A 19,176-nucleotide genomic window follows, 5' to 3' on the forward strand; every position below is an offset into this window, starting at 1 on the left:
GGCCATGCACGTGGACCTCGACCCCCTTGGTCAGCAGCAGGCGCACCGTGGCTTGCACGTCCAGGGCATCCCGCCCCAGCCGGTCCACGGCGTAGACATGCAGGGAGTCCCCCTCCCGGATGTACTCGAGCAGGGCTGCGAACCCCTTGCGGTCCTTCGCGGGGGTCGCTCCGCTGACGCCTTCGTCTGCAAACTCCCTGTCGAACACTCCGCCCATGGCCGTGCGTTGCGATGCGATGGATTGGTCTGTGGTCGATACGCGGAAGTAGGCGATGCGGGACATAGGGGCTCCTTGTGGTTCAAAAGGTATGAGCAAATTATGAGCTAGGCCCATAAGTTGTGTCAAGTATGTTTTAAGCTATGTGGGGGCGGCTTGTGTTGGTTGGCTCACAAGGTACAACTTATGAGTCATCCTGGGCCCTGGCCTTGTGCTGGTTAGACTTTTCCCATGACTCACAAGCGGCACCACTACGTCCCCGTTTTTTTGCTAAGGGGCTGGGCGGGCCCCGATGGCGCGGGCATACGGTTCTGTTGGCGCAACGGGGGGGTGAAAGCTGAGGAGTGCTCCCCTCGCAGCGTTTGCTTTCAGGAGCACCTGTACTCGGTTAGGTCGTCAGCCGGGGAAATGGATGCATCAATCGAACGAGACTTCTGGGGCCCGTCTGTAGATGACCCTGCTGCCCTTGTCCACGCGAAGATGCTGACCGAGGGCGTCTGCCCGCTGACTGCACACGAGAGGGAGGTCTGGTCGCGCTTCTTGGTCGCCCAGCTTCTGCGAGTGCCCCGCGCCGTTAGCTACATCAGGGCGCGTGGTGTGGATATCCTCAAAGGTGTTTCTGCCTCTGACGGGGGGCACAGACCGCTCCCAGACGGTGAGGTTGAGGAGCTTGGGCCGTGGGGGCTGACCTGGGCGGAGATGTTGAACCCGTTGTCCCCTGAGGACCTGGGCGTCCTCACGCTGCCCTCTTTGGTTTACTCCGATGTACTCAACGCCCCGTGTCTGGCTGCACGCTGGGAGGTGCGTGATTTATCCCGCTCCCCCGTTCGCCTTGTGCTTGGGGACGTTCCGCTTTTCTATGCTGGGCGTCTCGACCGCGATTTCCTTCTTGTGCTGCCTTTGGGGCCACACTCGGTTTTCTGTGCCTATAGTTCACCCGCCACACAGGAGCGACTTGCACGGGTCACGGATCACGGCTTAGTCAAGCTCATTAATCGGCAGACCTGTGAGCAGGCGGCGCTTTGGGTGTATGGCGCAGACTCGTCATTAAGGCCCCTGGTCGAGCGAAGGTTACGAAGGCCTACCTAAGGTCAGTCCCGCCAATCAACGACCAGTTCAAGCCGTCCCACGCGAACGGTCAGTGACCCGCCTATGCCGCTGTGGTCGGTCCAGGCACCCCAGAGGGTGGGGGCACCAGCCAGCCAGAAGAGGCCCGCCCCGGTGACCCTTGAGACCTTAGACAGGGCATGCGCACAGGCACTGCTGAGGCCATCAAGGACGGGGACGGTGTGGGTGTGGGTAGTGGCTTGCATGGTGGTATCTCTGGTGTCGCGTCAACGTCGACGCATGCCCATGCTGCCCCGTTAGGAGGGCCCTGACATGGAAAGACCATGGGTCCCGCTCCCGGGAGGGCTCCCCCTCGTTGGACCGTTGGTGCGTTGTGGTGTCCCGTCGCCCTCTCTGGTCCAGGTTGTCACCTGCGGCCCGTCCACCAGCAGGGAAGAAGAACGGATTGCACCTCCGTTGCACCAGCCCCACGACACAGACGCGAGGGGGGGGCACGGGGGGAAGAGCGGCCGGGGCGATATCAGGGAGACCGCTCGGAAATTCCTGGTGATTATTTCGGGCACCCTGGCCTACGTCGTTAAACTTGAGATTCGACGTGTGCCGCTTGGGTGTGACAGTTGGGGAACACGCGCCCCCCCATAAGACGTTGATTTTGCTGGGTCAACGCAGGGTAGGGCGGGAGTTCGAATCTCACCGCACCCGCCAGTCCAAGTTGATCGGCTCTCTTTTAGGCGTGAAATCGTGCCGGTTTCGCCGAGCCGAGCGTGGCGGAGCCGCCCGAATGAGGGGGCTTGGGGCCTTGGTGCCGTCATGAACCCCCTATAGCATTCGGGTCATCCCTAACGCGTTCACGCATTGGACTCAACATGACCCGCTTTGCATTCACGCTTTTCGCCTCTGCCATGTCCCTCGCAGTGCCTGCGGCCATGGCCGAGACGTTGATGTTCACGAACTCCAATCTGGTGAGCCTGCCCAGTACCCAGGTCATCGGCGCCGGTGGTTCGGCTTGCGTGAATCCCTTCGGCAATGTGGCGGGCACCTGTGGCGCAGCGCTGACCTTCGGCACCTCCGCCGGCACGCTGCGCGTGACGGCCGCTGACGGCCCCGACGTCGACACCGCCGCGTTGGTGTTCCAAGGCAACAGCAACGCCGGTCTGGGTGTGGTGGAGGGGTACTACAAGAGCGGTCAGTTCAAGGTGACCGACGGCAACTTCTCGCTGGACACCGACAAGGAGACGCTGACGCTGACCTTCGGCTCGGCAGTCAAGCTGACCCAGGCGTATTTCTTTGCCGACGATCGCACCAACACGCTGCGCGAGCTCGACAGCATCGACGGCTTCACCGTGTCGGTCAATGGCGGCGCCTTCCAGGAGTTCAGCTTTGGCACCAATGGCGGCCTGCCTGTGACGCTGGGTGGTGGTCTGGTCGGCACCAGCTTCACCTTCGGCTATGCCAAGTTCAAGTCGAAGGAAGACTACTATCTCGCCGGCATTGGCTTCACTGCTCTGACGCCGGCGATCCCTGAGCCGTCGACCTACGCGTTGATGGCCCTGGGGCTGGTGGGTGTGGCGGCCGCAGCGCGTCGCGCTCGCCGCGCCTGAAGCGCCTGGCGCGTGACCTGACAAACGCGCCAGATCACACAAACAAAACGACCCATGCTCGTGACGAGTCATGGGTCGTTGTTCGGCCCGCCGCACCGGCGGGCCTGGTCGGGTGGGGTGCCCCCCGAGCCTTGCCATCTTGACAGACGGATCCACCTCACCGGTGGCGGATGCAACAAGCGCACCTTGTGTGACCCGTCGAGCGGGCCGTGCATCCGATTGGGGCCGTGTTCCGGCCTCCGCGTGGTGTGGTGACCACCTCACCCAACCACGATTTCAGTGTGCCACGTGGGCAGCTGTCTGTGTGCGCTTGCGCGTGCAACAGAGGCCGCAAGGCGTGACAGGATGCACGTGATCAGCGTCTGCGTGAGCCAGGCAGGCGAGGCCTGGCATCCGGTGCACACTGTGGTCATGTGCATTGTGTTGGGCGAGGGCAGGGCATGGCAGGCGAGTTGCTGACGGTGGCGCAAATGGGTCAGGCCGATGCCCTGACGATGGCGTCGGGCACCCCAGGTATTGCGCTGATGAGGCGAGCTGGGCAAAGCGTGTGCGACGCGATCCAGGCGCGCTGGTCGCCTCGGCCCACGGTGGTGCTATGCGGACCGGGTAACAACGGCGGCGACGGGTGGGTGGTGGCGAGCCTGCTGCAACAGGCCGGCTGGCCCGTCACGCTGAGCAGTCTGGTGCGGCGCGACCAGCTGCGTGGCGATGCCCGATTGGCGGGCACCGAGTGGACAGGCGCGGTCGAGCCCCTGACCGTGTCTGTGCTCGACGGCGCTGCGCTCGTGGTGGATGCGCTGTTCGGGGCCGGTTTGACCCGCCCGCTGGAAGGCCAGCCTGCTGCGGTGCTCGCCGAGGCGCAACGCCGGGGCCTGCCGGTGGTGGCGGTGGATGTGCCCAGCGGCGTGTGGGGCGATACCGGCGCTGTGACGGGGGCTGTGGCGAGCGCGCTGACGGTCACTTTCTTTCGGGCCAAGCCAGGGCATGCGTTGATGCCCGGGCGCAGCCTGTGCGGCGAACTGGTGGTGGCAGACATCGGCCTTCCGGATGCCGTGTTGACACAGTTGGGCGTTCAGGCCTGGGACAACCAGCCTGCCTTGTGGTGTGCCGCGTGGCCAACGCCCGCGTCAGGCGGGCATAAATACCATCGCGGCCATGCGGTGGTCTGGGGCGGCGCACGCATGACCGGGGCGCCTCGGCTGGCGGCGCGCGCGGCCGCGCGCATCGGTGCCGGGCTGACGACGGTGTGCGTGCCTGAATCCGCCTGGGCGATCTACGCGGCGGCGCTGGACAGCATCATGGTGCATGCGGTGAAGGACGCGCCGGACGTCGGTCTGGCCGCGCTGCTGGCCGACTCGCGCCACCGCGCGGTGCTGGTGGGCCCCGGAGCCTTGGGGGGGCACGACGGCGCAGGGGTGCGGGCGTTGGTACACGCCGCATTGGTCAGTGGTCGCGCCGTGGTGCTGGATGCGGACGCGCTCACGGCGTTCGAGCACGACGCAGACGCGCTGCGCGCCGCCATTGGGGCGCTACCGGAGCGGCCCGTGGTGCTGACGCCGCATGAGGGCGAGTTCGCGCGCCTCATGGGCGACCGGATCAAGCCAGGTCTGGACAAGCTTACCCGCGCGCGTGCCTTGGCGGCCTGGACGGGCGCGACCGTGTTGCTCAAAGGGCCGGACACCGTGGTCGCTTCACCCGACGGGCGGGCGAGCATCAACCGCCACGCGCCCGCCACGCTGGCCACGGCCGGGGCGGGCGATGTGCTGGCTGGGCTGATCCTGGGTTTGCTTGCCCAGGGCATGCCGGCCTGGGAGGCCGCCAGCGCGGCGGTGTGGGTGCATGGGGATGCGGCCCATGCTTTCGGGCCAGGGTTGATTGCCGACGACCTGTCCGAGGCCGTGCCAGGCGTGTTGCGCCGCCTGGCTGATCGGCGCTGAGCGTGTGGCCTGTGTGACCTGAACCCGGCGCTGGGCGGCCGGCTCAGGCCATGCAGGTGCGGTTCTTCCCGGTGCGTTTGGCCTCGTACAGGGCGACATCGGCGCGTTCGAGCGCGGCCTCGATCGGCTCGCCGCTGCGGTACTGCGTGACTCCGGCCGAGAAGGTGATGAACACCTTGCGGTCTTCGTGGGTGAAGAACTCCGCGCTCAGTGTGCGCTGCAGCCGCGTCAGCACCTGCTGGGCTTCATCGGCCGGGGTGTCGGGCAGCATCACGACAAACTCTTCGCCCCCGTAGCGGGCCACCACATCGACCGGCCGCAGGCACTCGCTGACGCGCCGAGCGAGGAACTTCAGTGCCTCATCGCCCGTCTGGTGACCCATCTGGTCGTTGAGCTTCTTGAAGTTGTCGACATCGAGCAGACCGACGGCCAGCAGCGTGCCCTGGCGAGCCACGCGCGCCTGCTCGGTTTCAAAGGCGCGCATCATGCCTCGGCGGTTGGCGATCTGGGTGAGCGGGTCGGTCGAGACCTCGTCCGACAGCTTGCGGATCTCGTCTTCCAGTTCGCGCACGCGCTCGGTGAGCTCGGTGGCGCGTGCATGTTCGGTGTGCAGTCGTTGCTGGGTCTGCGACACAACCGTCTGCACCGCGCGGCTTTCTTCGACCAGCTCGCGCACCACGCCCGTCAGGCTTTCGAGGCTGTCAGCCTGCCCGATGGTGTCGGCGTAGCGCCCGAGGTTGTCCTGAAAGCGGTCGGTCGTGCTGCCCAACTCGGCCAACTCCTGCAGCATGGTATGAATGAGGGCCTTGAGCGCATCCCGGGCGTGGGCGCGCTCGGCCTTGAGCCGCTGCTGGCGCGCGCGCGTGGTCTCCAGCAACTGCTGCACGTGGCGCACGCCGCGATGGTTCAGGCCCTCTTCGATCTGGTGGCGCATGGCCACGCACTGGCCCTGGACCCACGAGTCGTCCTCGGCCAGGTCGGCCAGGCTGTCAGTCAACGCGTGAACGAGTTCGGTCAGCTGGGTGGTCAGGTGATGGCGATGCTCGATGACGCGGCGGGCCTGTTCGCAGGCTTCACTCAGATCCTGTGCCAGCGGGTTGACCGGTTCAGCTTGCGGCAGCGTGGGCTGACTGGCGTGCAGCTGTTTGATGCGGGTGTCCAGCACGCTGGCTGCTTCGACAGCGGGCGCAGCCTCCGTCGGCAGGGCCTGGCCGACGGTGCGATGCAACTGTGCCACCGCGTGGCTGGCCAGTTGCGCCCAGCTTGCCAGCGCGGGATCAGATACCGGCGCCACGGCAGGTTCCACAGAGGACGGCGCCGGGGCCAGCGCGTCCGCTGCGATGGCGCCTGCTGAGCCATCCAGGTCCATCAGTGTGGGGTCGTCGGTGTCGCTGTCCCAACTGGCCACCAGTTGTGACAGTCGTTGGTGCAGGCGTTGGGCAGACTGGCGGCTGCCGCTGAGCACCCGTTGGAGGCTGTCCTTTTTGCGTGCAGCCGTCCACTGGCGCCCGCCTCGCTCTGCGCCCCTGACGATGCGCTCGATCAGCGCAGCCCATTTGGGCCCGGCTTCATCGTCTGGCCAGCCCGGCCGAGTCGGGTCGCTTGCCGATGGGGCCGCGTGGGCGTCGGGCAAAGGCGCGATACCGGCCTCAGCCTCATACGCTGCGCGGTAGTGATCGGGGGTGGGTTCCTTGCGCTCTTCGGCCAGTCGCTTGAGGGCGGCCTTGGCCAGCAATGCGGGCGTCGGAGGCACTTCCGGGCGGGCCGGGCTCACAGGGGCATCCTTGGTGGGAGACGCGCCGGGTGACGAAGGCATGTTGGTTCAGTTGTGCGGCAGGACGCGGGTGGGGCCGCTGCGCTTGCCGATACTGGGCAGCGTCTGGCGCGCCAGGGTCTCGACCACCCATTGCTCCAACTCGCGCGGCGGCATGGGACGAGCGTACAGGAAGCCCTGACAGATGTGACAGCCCAGGTCGTACAGAACCTCCATCTGCGAGACCTTCTCCACGCCCTCGGCGATGACCCGCAGGCCCAGCGCGCGGGCCAGCGCAATGATGGCCGACACGACGGCCGAACTCTGCGGGGTGTCTCCGAGGTCGCGCACGAACGAGCGGTCGATCTTGAGTTCGCTGATGGGCAGGGTGGTGAGGTAGGCCAGAGACGAGTAGCCAGTACCGAAGTCGTCGATCGAGATCTCGGTGCCGAGCTGATTGAGGCGGTGCAGCGAAGGCACGACCCCTTGCAAGTCCTTCATGAGGCCGGTTTCGGTGATTTCGAGTTCGATGGCGCGAGGCGAGACATCGTGCTTGAGCAGGATGGCCTCGATCTTCTCGACGAGCTCGCCCTGTTCGAACAGCCGGCTGGGCAGGTTGACGGCGATGGACGCGTCGAAGCCCAGCCGCAACTCCCACTCCTTGGCCTGGCGCGCGGCCTCCTCGATGGCCCACAGACTCATTTCGTTGATCAGGCCGGTGGCTTCCGCCAGTGGGATGAAATCGCCCGGTGGCACGAGCTGGCCGTCGCGCTGCCAGCGCATCAGCGCCTCGGCGCCGACCCATTTGCCACTCTGCACATCGATCTTGGGCTGGTAGTACAGCACGAGCTCGTTGCGCTCCATGGCCTTGTGCAGTGCGGTATCCAGGTCCAGGCGTACGCGACCCTTGCTGGCCAACTGGGGGTCGTAGCGCATGACGGTGTTGCGCCCCTGGCTCTTGGCAAGGTCCATCGCCACGTCGGCATGGCGCAACAGGTCGGCTACGTTGAGGCCATGTGCCGGGAACAACGCCACGCCCACGCTGGCCGTGATGAAGCATTCCTGGCCCGAGGCCATCATGGGTTCGCGCAGGGCAGCAAGGATGGCATCGGCCGTGGTCATGGCGTCGGCCTCGCAGGCCACTTCGGGCAGCAGCACGACGAACTCGTCCGCGCCGAGGCGGCCTACCGCCTCCAGCGTACGGTGGGTGCGCTGGCCCGGCGTGTCGGCACTGCCTTCGAGCACCTGGTCAGAGTGGCGCACACAGTTGCGCAGCCTTCGGGACACTTCGATCAGCAGCTCGTCGCCCGCGTGGTGTCCCAGGTTTTCGTTGATGACCTTGAAGCGGTCCAGCCCCACCTGCAACAGCGCCACGCTGTGGTTGAGTCGTTTGGCGTATTCGATGGCCCGTTCAGCGCGCCAGAACACCTGTCGGCGGTTGGGCAAGCCGGTGAGGGTGTCGAAGTTCGCCAGATGCTTGATCTTGTCTTCCGCCACGCGGCGGTCGGTCACATCCTGCACGATGCCGGTGTAGCCCGTCAGACTGGCCAGTTCATTGAACTCCGGCTCGGCCTCGAGATGCAGAATGCGTTCGCGACCGTCGTCCAGCGTGACGCGGATGTCGTTGCACAGCACCGTGCCATGGTCGATCACCTGCCGCAGGATACGCAGCGAGCCACGTCGGTCTTCCTTGGGCATCATGCGCACGATGCGGCGCAGGTTGAGTTCTTCGTTCGGTCCCAGACCGAAGACGCGCAAGCCCTCGATCGAGAACACCACGGTGGCACCTCTGCGCCAGTCGAAGCTCCCCATGCGCGCCAGATCCTGTGCGCGGGCCAGTTTGGCCTTGCTGCGCTCGAGTTCGTGGCGCGTGCGCGAGGCGCGCAGCAGATAGCGCAGCCGGCCGGCCAGCAGGCTCCACTGGTTGCTCTTCACAAAGAAATCGGTGGCCCCGACTTCGTAGGCGCGCGTGATGGAGGCATCGTCATCCAGCCCGGTCAGCATCAGCACGGGCACCGATTCGTAGCCCGGCAGGTGGCGCAGCTCCTGGCAGGTGGCAAAGCCATCCAGGCCGGGCATCACGGCGTCGAGCACCACGACATCGGGCAGCCAGTCGGTGATCAGTTGCAGCGCCTGTTCACCCGAATTGGCCTCGGTGATCGCAAACCCGCGCTCGCGCAGCGCGATCGAGGTCAGCAACAGGTTCACCTCGTCATCGTCGACCAGCAGCACGCGGGGCTGCTCCATCAGGTCGTCTCCGGCGAAGGCGGCGTGCTGGTTCATGTCTGGTTCTCCAGCAGCGTGCGCAACCCGAGCAGCACGCGCTCCACTTCACGCGGGAGGTCGTGCAGTCGCGAGCTCAAGTCTTCTCCTGTCTGGCGCCGAATCATGGTCTCGATTTCGGCACACAAATGTGACAACTTGAGTGCGCCGATGCTGGCCGAAGAAGACTTCAGTGTATGCGCCACATGCAGGATTCCGTGCATGTCATCTGCACGAATCGCATCTTCGAGTTGCGGCAGCAGTCGGCCCACCGAGGTTTCAAAGGCTTTGGCCACCCGTTCGAACAAGCGGTTGTCGCCTTTGGGGTCGAGCTCCTTGAGACGACGCAGGGCTTCGGGGTCGAACAGGGCATGCAGATCCATATCGGGATTCTCCTGACCCGCGGGCAGGTTCGCCTGCGGAGCGCTGTGATGTGGACCGGGCGCAACAGCTTGCGGGGCCGGGTGTGATGCCGCTTCGTCTTGGTTGGGCAACCCGGGTGCCTGCGGATGTGTCGCCGAGCCGAGCAAGTGAGGCTCGACGTGGGTGTGCTCCATCAGCACCTTCTGCAACTGGCTCTGGCGGAAAGGCTTGGAGAGGTAGTCGGTGAAGCCGAGATCCAGAAAGCGTTGTTCGTCGCCTTCGAGGGCGTTGGCCGTCACGGCGATGACCGGGGTATCCGACGGGGTGAGGAAGGTGAAACGGGTGCTGGAGCCGCGGCGGAACCAGTTGAGGGCCTCGATGCCGTCCATGCCTGGCATCTGAATGTCCATCAGCACCAGGTCGAAACGGGCTTCGCCAAGACGGCGCAGTCCCTCCAGGGCCGAGCTGGCCACGCGCACGTCGCAGCCCAGGCGCTTGAGCATCTGCGAGCAGACTTCCTGGTTGACCGGATTGTCTTCAATGACCAGCACATGCTTGTGCAGGCGCGGCAGCTCCTGTTGCCCTTCGCCGCCGAGTTCTGCGGAGATGCCAAGAATGGCCTGCCGCAGCTCGGCCTTGCGCAGCGGCTTGGGCACGAAGCGCTGGAAGCCGGCCTCCTGCGCGCGGCGCACGTCGTCCGGCGACGACACCGATGACAGCAGCACCATCTTCAGGTGCGGGTAGCGGCCGCTGCCGCGCACGGCACGGGCCAGTCCGATGCCATCCAGTTCGGGCATGTTCATGTCGACGAGCGCCAGATCAAAGTCCTCGTCGCGACGCGGATTGGCCATCAGCAACTCCAGCGCCTCGCGGCCGTTGCGCGCCTGGACGACGTGCATGCCCCAGGCCGACAGCATGTTCTCGATGACCGTGCGGTTGGTCTCGTTGTCGTCGACCACCAGCACGCTGAACGAGGGCATCTCGGGCTCTTCCAGCATGGCCATGTCGGCATGGCTGTCACCCACGCGCACAGGCACACGGAAGACGAACTCGGATCCCACACCCGGCGCGCTGTGCACGTCGATGCGACCGCCCATCAGTTCGACCAGTTGCTTGGAGATCGCCAGCCCCAGGCCGGTGCCGCCATAACGGCGCGCCATGCCGCCATTGGCCTGCACGAATGCGCTGAACAGGCGAGGCAACGCCTCTGGGGCAATGCCGATGCCGGTGTCACGCACCATGAATTCCAGCTCGATGGCCGGTGTGGCGGCGCCGTCGGAGCTCAGCATGCCATCGCCCAGGCCGCGGCGGATGTCGACCACCACCTCGCCGTGTTCGGTGAACTTGATGGCGTTGGCCACCAGGTTGGTCAGCACCTGGCGCAGGCGCAACGGGTCGCCGTGGATGACGCTGGGCAGACCAGGTTGCTCGCGGAAGCTCAGTTCCAGGCCTTTCTCGTGGGCCCGGGGCGCCATCAGCTCCAGCGTGTCCTCCACGAGTGTGCGCAGCACGAAGTCGCAGGTGGCCAACTCCAGCCGGCCCGCTTCGATCTTGGCGAAATCCAGAATGTCGTTGATGATCTCCAGCAGGCTTTCACCTGATCGGTAGACCGCCTGGGCGAAGCGACGCTGCTTGTCGGTGAGTGGTGTGCCCAGCAGCAGTTCGGTCATGCCGAGGATGCCGTTCATCGGTGTGCGGATCTCATGGCTCATGTTGGCCATGAACTGGCTCTTGGCCTGGCTGGCGCTTTCAGCCGCATCGCGGGCGCGCTGTAACTCGAGCGCCTGGTTGTGCTCGTCAGTGATGTCCGACATCAGGCCGTACACCCGCAACTCGCCGTGGTCCAGCTTTCGGGTGCGCGTGCGGTGGCGCAGCCAGCGCTGCCCCTTGCCCGGCACATCCAGCCGCAACAGTGTGTCGGTCGGCTGCCCCTGGCGCTCCAGGCGCTCCTGCTCGGCCAGCAGCGGCCGGTCTTCCGGCGTGATCAAGGCCCGCACCGCCTGCGGCTCGGTCATCAGGCGATCTGCCGGGGTGCCCAGCAGGGCTTCGACGCGCGGGCTGAGGTACAGGAAGGCCTGTCGGTCGGCGCTGGCCACGTACACGGCATCGTCCATCGACTCCATGAGCTCACGGAACCGGCGTTCGGATTCTTCCAGGTCTGCCTGCGCCTGGCGCGACGCGGTGATGTCGCGCACCAGCGAGATGAGCAGCCGCGGTCGGCCGTTGGCGTGGCGCAGGGCAAAGTGACGGGCATTCACCGAGCGAGGGCCCTTGGGCGTGTCCCAGCTGAGGTCATGCTCCACCGTTTCGCCGGTATCGATGGCCTGCTGCATGCAGGGCTGGGCACGCTCCAGCACCGAGGGGCCGAGCGCCTGTTCGATGGAGCGTCCCACCACACGCTCGCGCTGTACCCCGAACTCGATCTCGGTGTAGCGGTTGATGGCCACGACATTCAGATTGACGGGATCCAGCACGAACAGGCTCACCGGCAGGTTGCCAAGCAGCGCCTCCAGAAACTCGCGCTCCTGCTCGCGCACATGCTCCTGGCTCTTGCGTTTGGTGATGTCGTTGAACAGGCAGACGTACTGGCCACGCCCACCGGTTTCGTCGAGCATCTGGATGGCGTCGATCTCGCCCCAGTAGCGGGTGAGGGTCTGAGGGCCCTTGCGGCTGGCTTCGTAAGAGAGACGGAAAGGCACGCCGCGCTGCAGTTGCTCATGGAGTTCGCGGGCCGCCTTACGGTCGCCTTCTTCGTCAGCCAACAGCTCATGCAGGCGACGACCGATCACGCGGTCTTCGGGCCAGCCGGTCAAGGCTGTGAATGCGGTGTTCACCCATTCCACCACCCCATCGCGGTCGGTGATGGCCACCCCGCTGCTGATGCGCGTGGCCACCAGCGCCAGACGGCCCAGGTGTTCGGCGTTGCTGGCCATGTGCGCCAGATGGGCTTCGCGCTGAGCGACGAAACCCAACTGGGCCGCGGCAATGGCCAACACGGCGGCAAGCTCCTCAGGCGATTGGCGCGGGTCGGCAAACTCCATCACGCCCAGTGGCCAGCGATCCACGGCGATCGGCAGGGCCAGCACACGCTGCGGTCGGGTTTCACGCCACGGCGACGAGCCGGCCGGCGCTCCACCGAGTTCGGCCATGGTGGGCCGCAGCGTGCACAGGGCTTCACCCAGCGGCCGGTCGTCGCGGTGGACTGACGCAATTGCGGTGACGTCGATCAGATCGGTGCCTTCCGCGCCGGTGTCGACCCATGGGCGCACCAGCGCCGACTCGCCGTTCCAGCCTTCCACCCGCAGCCCGATCCACGCGCGGGAACCCAGATGCACATGCAGGGCCTCACCGATGCGGTGCATGGCCTGCGCCAGGCTGCCTGCGCCTTGAGCCAGATCCACGATGCGCTGGGTCAGTGCCATCAGGCGTGCCTGATGCTGTGCAGCGGCGGCCTGCTCGGTGGCTTCCCTCACGGGCGCTGTTGGCGTGATGGTGTCCGGTGGGGTGCTGGTCAGCGGGAGGGAGTCGACCGGCGGCTCCAGGCGGGTGCGTGCCAAGTAGCCAATGGCCACCGCTGTCATCAGCGACAGCGTCAGACCGGCGCCACCCAGGCCCCATTGCCAGCCGGCGCCCACGGTCAGGGCGGCGGCCATCGTCAGGTACAACACGATCCACGGGGTGGGCATTGACGAATTCCTGCGGCACACAGGCCGGGCAGTGCGGCCGAGGGGGCCGCCGTTGAGCCAATTTGTTCACGAACTTTACAAGCTCCACGAAAACGGCAGCCAGCAGAACAAACCCCTTCCACCCGTCCTTACAATGGTTTGGATGCGTCCTGAAGCCGACTCTGCTGTGCCCGCCGCCTCGCCGCCTGACCGCGGTGGCTGGGGCGTGTTCGCCTGGGTGGCTGTGGGATTGGCGGGGCTGTGGCTGGTCGTGCAGGCAGGCGGCAGCTGGGTGATGGCGGCGATGGCGACGTTGATCTGGGGCTGCGCCTTCCGGGTGTGGTGGCGCCGCGACGAGGTGCGCCGGGCTGTTACACATTTGCCTGGGGCGGCGGCGGCCCCCGCAACCGCTGCCGGGACGGTGCCGGCACCGACTGCCGCGTCTGCACCCACATCGGCCAGCGAGCCGTGCTGGGCCCAGTGGGTCACGGGTTGGTACTGGCAAACCGATGAGCAGCACCGGCTGACGGTGTTGCGGCCAGGGCCGGATCTGCCGGACTGGCTCGCGCTGGACTGGCCGTCGCTGGCGGCCGCTTTGGCGCAGCGCCCCGTGTTGACCAGTCTGTGGCAGGACGAGACGGCGCTCGGGCAACTCGCCTATCACCTGGCCCAGCGCCAGGCGTGGGCCGGCGTGCTGAGCCTTCCCTGGCCTGACGCACTGCCTGGCTGGCAGTTGGCGCAGGGACGAACCGGCCCGGGTTGCCGCCTGATGGGGGCAGCGCGCCTGGCGCCAGACGGCGCCTGGATGGGCTTTCACGGGGTCCTGGTGCCACATTGCGACCCGCTGCCCGTGCCTGCCGGCGAGGCCCTGGGCGACAAGGTGATGCAGCAGATTGCCCAGGAAGAGCTGCAGCTACGCCACGCGGAGCAGGAGGTGCTGCGGTATGCGCTGTCGCATGACCTTCGGGCGCCGCTGAGGGTGATCGATGGGTTCACCCGCATCGTCAAGGAAGACTACGCAGGTGTGCTGGACAAGGTGGGGGTAGACCATCTGGACCGTGTGCTGGCTGCTTCAGCGCGCATGAACGGCATGATCGACGCGGTCCTGGCGCAGGCCCAACTGGCTGCGGAGCCCGTTGCGCGCAGCCCGGTCGATCTGAGCGCTCTCGCGCGCGAAGTGGCGACAGATCTGGGCGCGCTACGCGACAACAAGTCCCCACCGGTCGAATGGCGGTTGGCCGAGGGGCTGACCACCGAGGCCGACGCGGGGCTGGTGCGTCGCGTGCTGGAAAACCTGCTGGGCAACGCGCTCAAGTACAGCGCCAAGGTCGATCAACCCTGCATCGAGTTCGGCGCCATGCCCGCGACCAATCCGCCGGTGTACTTCGTGCGCGACAACGGCGCGGGTTTTGACATGCAGCACGCCGACAAGCTGTTCGGGATGTTCCAGCGGCTGCACAGCGCCAAGGAGTTTCCCGGCACAGGTGTGGGACTGGCAGGGGTGCAGGCCATCGTGCGGCGCCATGGCGGCCGCATCTGGGCCGAGGCCAGGCCCGGTCAGGGCGCGTGCTTCTATTTCACCTTGATGGACATCGCACAGGCTCAACGGCGCGGTGCCTGAGTCACCCGCGGGCCGCAGGTCCGGCCGGCCAGGGACTTACAGCGAACCCAGGCCCGAGAGCACTTCCTGGGCGGTCAGGATGCGTTCACTGACCGCGTCGAGGCTGGTGCCGGCCTGATCGGCCTGTTGGCGCAGGCGCGTCAGCGCGTCCTTGCGGCTGAGTGAATGGCGGTGCATCACGATGCCAATGGCGATCGAGACAGTCTGTGACAACGGATCTGCGGTGGCTGCTGCGGCGGGCGCAGGTGCCTGCGCACCGGGCGTCTCCACCACGGCAGGGGCGGGTGTTGGCGTGGCGCCGGCGCTCACCGGCGCAGCGGCGAGGCTGCGGGCGTTGAGACGATTGGCGAATGCCGACTCCACAGCCGGCACGATCTGCTGGATGTCCAGCGGCTTGACCAGGTAGGTGAGGGCTCCGAGCTGCTTGACCTGGTTGACCGTGGCTTCATCCGAAAAGGCCGACAGGAACATGAACGGGATCTGGCAATACTCGCGCAGGTAAGCCGCCACATCGAAGCCGCTCTTGCCTTCCATGCGGATGTCGAGCAGCGCCAGCTCGGGCTTGTGCTGCCGGGCCAGCAGGATGGCGTCGTCGCCATTGTCTGCGTCGATGACTTCGTAGCCGGCTTCCGACAAGCCATGGGTCAAGGTGGCCAGCACCAGCCGGTCATCATCGACCACGAGAATCTTGCCTTTGTGCCCCACGTCGTGTTCCACGTCGCCACCCACGTTTCGTCCCCTGGGCGCAAGACGCGCCCGGCCAGACGTTTAAAACGCCTATTGTGGCCAAAGAGCGATCTGATGACCAGTGGGTTCCCCCGTCGAGGGGGGAGGAGGTGCCAGATGGATGCCCGGCGGCGTCAGTGTGACGCGGGCGCGCACCTGGCCGCCCTCAGGGGTCAGGGTCAGGCGCGCGCTACGCCGTGGCAACAGCGCCCGCACCAGGCCGAGGCCTGAGACGCCCCCTCGGACGCGGTCCAGGCTGAAACCTTCCGGCAGCTGACCCGGGTTGTCGATGTCGATTTCCACGGCTGTCTCCGACGCCCGCAAGGTGCACAGCAGCGGGTCGGCCCCCGGGCCGTGCTTGTGCGCATTCGTCAACAGCTCGTTCAGACTCAAGGCAATGGGAATGGATTCGGCTTCGGGCAGCAGCCAGGATCCCGCTTCGTCACCCAGTACCTGCAACTCGATGGTGCGGCCAAAAGTGCGTTGTACCGAATGCGCGATGGCCTCGACGACGGCGCGCAGCCGCAAGGGCCCGCCGGCACCGACCTGCAACCCGTAGACCTGCGCAATGGCCTGAACCTGCCCCACGACCTCGGCGATGGCGGGCGCGACCTCGGGTTTGCGCGAGGCGATCTGCTGCAGCAGACCTGCCACGCCCTGAAGGTTGTTCTTGATGCGGTGGTGCACTTCGCGCACCAGCATTTCGCGTTGCGCAATGGCGGCTTCCAGGCGCGCTTGCTCGGCAGCGCGTTGCTCTGTGATGTCCGAGGCCACGACCAGGACCTGGTCGGTGCCCTGACCATCTCGCGCAAGCGGCAGGTAGTTGACGTCCCAGATCCGGTTTCCACCCGGCTGCGGCAGGCTGTACTCACGATGCAGCGCCTGGCCGGCATCCAGGCAGGCCAACAGGTCGCCGCGGGTCAGGCGAGCCCGGTCCGGGCTGTACAGCGCATCGGGTGCGAGCTGCAGCGCGTGGGCGGCTTCGCGCCCCATGTAGGCCGACGCGGCCTGGTTGGCCTGGAGCAGCCGGAGGTCGTGGGCGTCGACCAGCTGGATGGCCATCGGCGCCATCTCGATGATGCGCTGCAGCGTGGCCTGCGCCTCGGCCGATTGCGCTTCGGCCTGGCGGCGGCGATCGATGTCCAGCAAAGCGTAGGTGATGTGGCGCTGGTTCGATTCGTCGAGCGTGACGACCGCATTGCCGACCACCCAGAACACCCGGCCGTCCCGACCGACGACCTGACACTCGAAGGTGTGTGATTGCCCGTCTTCCAGCTCATCGAGATAGTCTGTCAGCCGGAAGGGGTGATCCAGGTCGGGCGTAGCGACCGTGCTGAGCGGCTGGCCGAGGAAGTCGGCCAGGTCACCGCCGAACATGCGCCGCGCCGAGCGGTTCATCCAGGCGATGCCGTGCGCGTCGAGCGTGACGATGCCGACGAACACCGAGTCCAGAATGGCGCGGGTGCGGTCGGCCTGCAGCGTGAGGCTGTGCTCGGCCCGGTGACGGGCATCCACATTGACGAACGAGGCGATCAGCCCCTCTTCCGGGCGCCCGGGCTGGACGAGCCGCAGCGCCACTTCGGCCCACATGCCGTGCCCGCTTCTTGCATGGCGCAGCGCGCGCTCGCCCTGCCAGTGGCCCAGACTGCGCAGCACGCTCATCACGTCGGTTTCGAGATTGGGGTCGAGGTCGCTGGCGTACACGCTGACCAGCGGGCGGCCAGCCAGGTCGACCCCATCTTCGCCCAGCAGCTGGGCCAGGGCGGGGTTGGCGCTCTGGATCAGGCCGTCCTTGACGAAGGCAATGCCGACACCCGACAGCGTGAACATCAGGTCGCGGTCACGGCCCAGCGCTTCGAGTTGCGCCTGCTGCGATCGGATGCCGGTGATGTCTGATAGCACCACGATGACTTCCTCCGCCCCGGGCGTGCCGCCGATGCGGCGTACTGACAACGCGTACCAGCGTGTGGGGTGGGAAGGAATGACGATCTCGAGCTCGCTTTCGAACTGGCCCGTGCGCTGAAGCTCGTGAGTGGTTTCGGCGACCACCTGGTCGATGCGCGGATCCGCCGCCAGCAGCGCCTCCAGGCTCTGACCGGCCATCGTGCCGGGGGTCAGGCCGAGCATCCGCTCGAAACGGCGGTTGCAGCGCACCAGCACGTTGCCGCGCAGGTAGGCGATGCCAGCGGGTGTGCTCTCGAGGATGGTGCTGAGTTCGTGCAGCAGTTGTGCCTGATCCGGGACGGGCGCGGCATCGGCGTCGGAGACGATGCCGGCACCTGCGGCGTGCGGCAAAGCCGCGGTGATGTCAGATGCCGTTTCTCGGATGGCACACAGAAAGCGTCGCGGCTGCTGCTGGCTGGCCTGGGCCTGAGCCCAGACCTGGCTGCGCAGCGTGGCGGGCGCCTGTCCGGCGCGGGCCTGGGCCACCTGGGCCTGCAGCGGCGGGTCTTCCGGGCCGAGGGCGAGCAAGGTCAGCGGGGCATCCCAGCCGCACAGGCGTTGCAGCGCCTGCGGGCAGTCGGCCAGGTTGCTGCCAGCGGGGGTGGCGTAACCCAGCAGGGCGCTGAGCGCCGAGTTGCCGCGGAGCACGCGCCCGTGCGCGTTGAACTCCAGCAGTGCGAGGGGCACGACGTCGAACCAGGCGTCGTCCATGTGCATCGACAGCGAGGTGGCCATGCGGGTGCCTGTGCGCTCAGTTGGCGGGCTGCTGTACGGCCACCGCGGGCATCTTCGCCGAGTAGTCCTTCGGCCGCAGCGACAGGCTGGCGGCCAGTTGGCGCGCCATGGCCTTGTACAGGCCAGCGATGCGGCCGTCGGGCTCGGCCACCAGGGTGGGGCGCCCGCTGTCGGCCTGTTCGCGGATGCCCAGCGTCAGCGGCATCGAGCCCAGCAGCGGCACACCGCATTCTTCGGCCATGCGCTTGCCGCCGTCCTGGCCGAAGATGTGCTCTTCATGGCCGCAGTTCGGGCAGCAGAACACCGCCATGTTCTCGACGATGCCCAGAACCGGCACCGACACCTTCTCGAACATCTGCAGGCCCTTGCGCGCATCCAGCAGGGCGATGTCCTGCGGGGTGGTGACGATGACGGCCGCCGTCAGCGGGGCACGCTGGCTGATGCTCAGGTGGATGTCGCCCGTGCCGGGGGGCATGTCGACGATGAGGTAGTCGAGTGGCCGATTAGGCTCGCCCCAGTTGCTCAGGCGCAGCAGCTGGTCGAAGGCCTGGCTGGCCATGGGACCGCGCCAGATGGTGGGGGCCTTGTCCTGCACCAGCAAGCCGATGGACATCATCTGCAGGCCATGATTGACCGGTGGGGTGATGGTCTTGCCGTCCGGGCTGTCGGGCTTGCCCGACAGGCCCAGCATCAGCGGCTGGCTGGGACCGTAGATGTCGGCGTCCAGCATGCCCACGCGGGCGCCCTCGGCGGCCAACGCCAGCGCGAGGTTGACGGCGGTGGTGCTCTTGCCCACACCGCCCTTGCCTGAGCCTACGGCAATGATGTTGCGCACGCCAGGCAGCAAGGCCTGGCCGCGCGAGGCCGCATGGGTCTGCACGGCGGTCGACCAGTTGACCTCCACCTGATCGACGCCCGGCAAGGCGTTCAAGGCCTGGCGGATGGCCTCGGTGTAGGCCGGCCACTGAGAGCGGGCGGGATAGCCCAGGGCGATGTCCAGTGTTACCTTGCTGCCGTCAACCGCGACGCGTTTGAGCTGGCGGCCACTGACCCAGTCCTGCCCGGTCAGCGGGTCGGGGACGGTGCGCAGGGCATCCTGGACGGCGGTTTCGAGCGGGGAAGCGGCGTTCATGCGGGCAGACGGCGAAGGCGACGGGGTCGAACAGCAGGGATCTGGTGGCGGTTGGCGCGAGACCGAACCGGGTCAGACAGTCTAGCCCGGAAGGGCGGCCCTTCGGGATGAATGGGCGATCGGCCAAGCGGCCGGTGCGCGCGGCCTAAAAT

At 66.7% G+C, this 19,176-nt stretch carries 11 protein-coding genes; 4 read left to right on the forward strand and 7 right to left on the reverse strand.

Annotated features, from left to right (window positions below):
* Positions 1–283 (reverse strand): recombinase family protein (locus GTZ97_RS09385; RefSeq protein ID WP_161650336.1); only part of this gene is annotated, 283 nt, incomplete at its 3' end.
* 165 nt (positions 284–448) lie between these two features.
* Here GTZ97_RS09385 and GTZ97_RS17090 point away from each other — a divergent pair.
* The 3 genes from GTZ97_RS17090 (at position 449) to GTZ97_RS09400 (ending at position 4,823) form a co-directional block, all read left to right on the forward strand.
* The gene (locus GTZ97_RS17090; protein WP_161650337.1) at positions 449–1,306 is read left to right on the forward strand and encodes a DUF4238 domain-containing protein; all 858 of its coding nucleotides are present in this window, start codon (positions 449–451) and stop codon (positions 1,304–1,306) included.
* Between the two features lie 881 nt (positions 1,307–2,187).
* On the forward strand, positions 2,188–2,886 hold the full coding sequence (locus GTZ97_RS09395; protein WP_161650338.1) for a PEP-CTERM sorting domain-containing protein: 699 nt from the start codon (positions 2,188–2,190) through the stop codon (positions 2,884–2,886).
* 440 nt (positions 2,887–3,326) lie between these two features.
* A complete protein-coding gene (locus GTZ97_RS09400) occupies positions 3,327–4,823 on the forward strand; it encodes an NAD(P)H-hydrate dehydratase (RefSeq protein WP_161650339.1) in 1,497 nt (498 codons plus the stop codon).
* A 43-nt stretch (positions 4,824–4,866) separates the two neighbouring features.
* Here GTZ97_RS09400 and GTZ97_RS09405 read toward each other — a convergent pair whose 3' ends face one another.
* The 3 genes from GTZ97_RS09405 to GTZ97_RS09415 are packed head-to-tail and all read right to left on the reverse strand — an operon-like array spanning position 4,867 to position 12,887.
* On the reverse strand, positions 4,867–6,639 hold the full coding sequence (locus GTZ97_RS09405; RefSeq protein WP_161650340.1) for a GGDEF domain-containing protein: 1,773 nt from the start codon (positions 6,637–6,639) through the stop codon (positions 4,867–4,869).
* A 6-nt stretch (positions 6,640–6,645) separates the two neighbouring features.
* Positions 6,646–8,859 carry a putative bifunctional diguanylate cyclase/phosphodiesterase gene (locus tag GTZ97_RS09410; RefSeq protein WP_161650341.1) on the reverse strand — a complete coding sequence of 738 codons (2,214 nt, stop codon included), beginning with the start codon at positions 8,857–8,859 and terminating at the stop codon, positions 6,646–6,648.
* Entirely contained in the window at positions 8,856–12,887 is a 4,032-nt protein-coding gene (locus GTZ97_RS09415) for a response regulator (RefSeq protein WP_161650342.1), read from the reverse strand. Before GTZ97_RS09415 ends, GTZ97_RS09410 begins: the two co-directional genes overlap by 4 nt.
* 142 nt (positions 12,888–13,029) lie before the next feature.
* Between GTZ97_RS09415 and GTZ97_RS09420 the strand changes: the two genes are divergently transcribed.
* Complete coding sequence (locus GTZ97_RS09420) at positions 13,030–14,487, forward strand: sensor histidine kinase (RefSeq protein ID WP_161650343.1); 1,458 nt, start codon at positions 13,030–13,032, stop codon at positions 14,485–14,487.
* 36 nt (positions 14,488–14,523) lie between these two features.
* Here the strand turns inward: GTZ97_RS09420 and GTZ97_RS16975 are convergent, their stop codons facing one another.
* Genes GTZ97_RS16975 through apbC form a run of 3 tightly spaced genes read right to left on the reverse strand, consistent with a single transcriptional unit; the run spans position 14,524 to position 19,024 of the window.
* Entirely contained in the window at positions 14,524–15,216 is a 693-nt protein-coding gene (locus GTZ97_RS16975; protein ID WP_330863584.1) for a response regulator, read from the reverse strand.
* Between the two features lie 48 nt (positions 15,217–15,264).
* Positions 15,265–17,892, reverse strand: a complete 2,628-nt coding sequence (locus GTZ97_RS09430; RefSeq protein WP_161650344.1) for a PAS domain S-box protein — start codon at positions 17,890–17,892, stop codon at positions 15,265–15,267.
* 16 nt (positions 17,893–17,908) lie between these two features.
* Entirely contained in the window at positions 17,909–19,024 is a 1,116-nt protein-coding gene (apbC, locus tag GTZ97_RS09435; RefSeq protein WP_161650345.1) for an iron-sulfur cluster carrier protein ApbC, read from the reverse strand.
* Positions 19,025–19,176: the final 152 nt, after the last annotated feature.

Source organism: Aquabacterium fontiphilum, from assembly GCF_009909205.1.
GTDB classification, from domain to species: domain Bacteria; phylum Pseudomonadota; class Gammaproteobacteria; order Burkholderiales; family Burkholderiaceae_C; genus Aquabacterium; species Aquabacterium fontiphilum.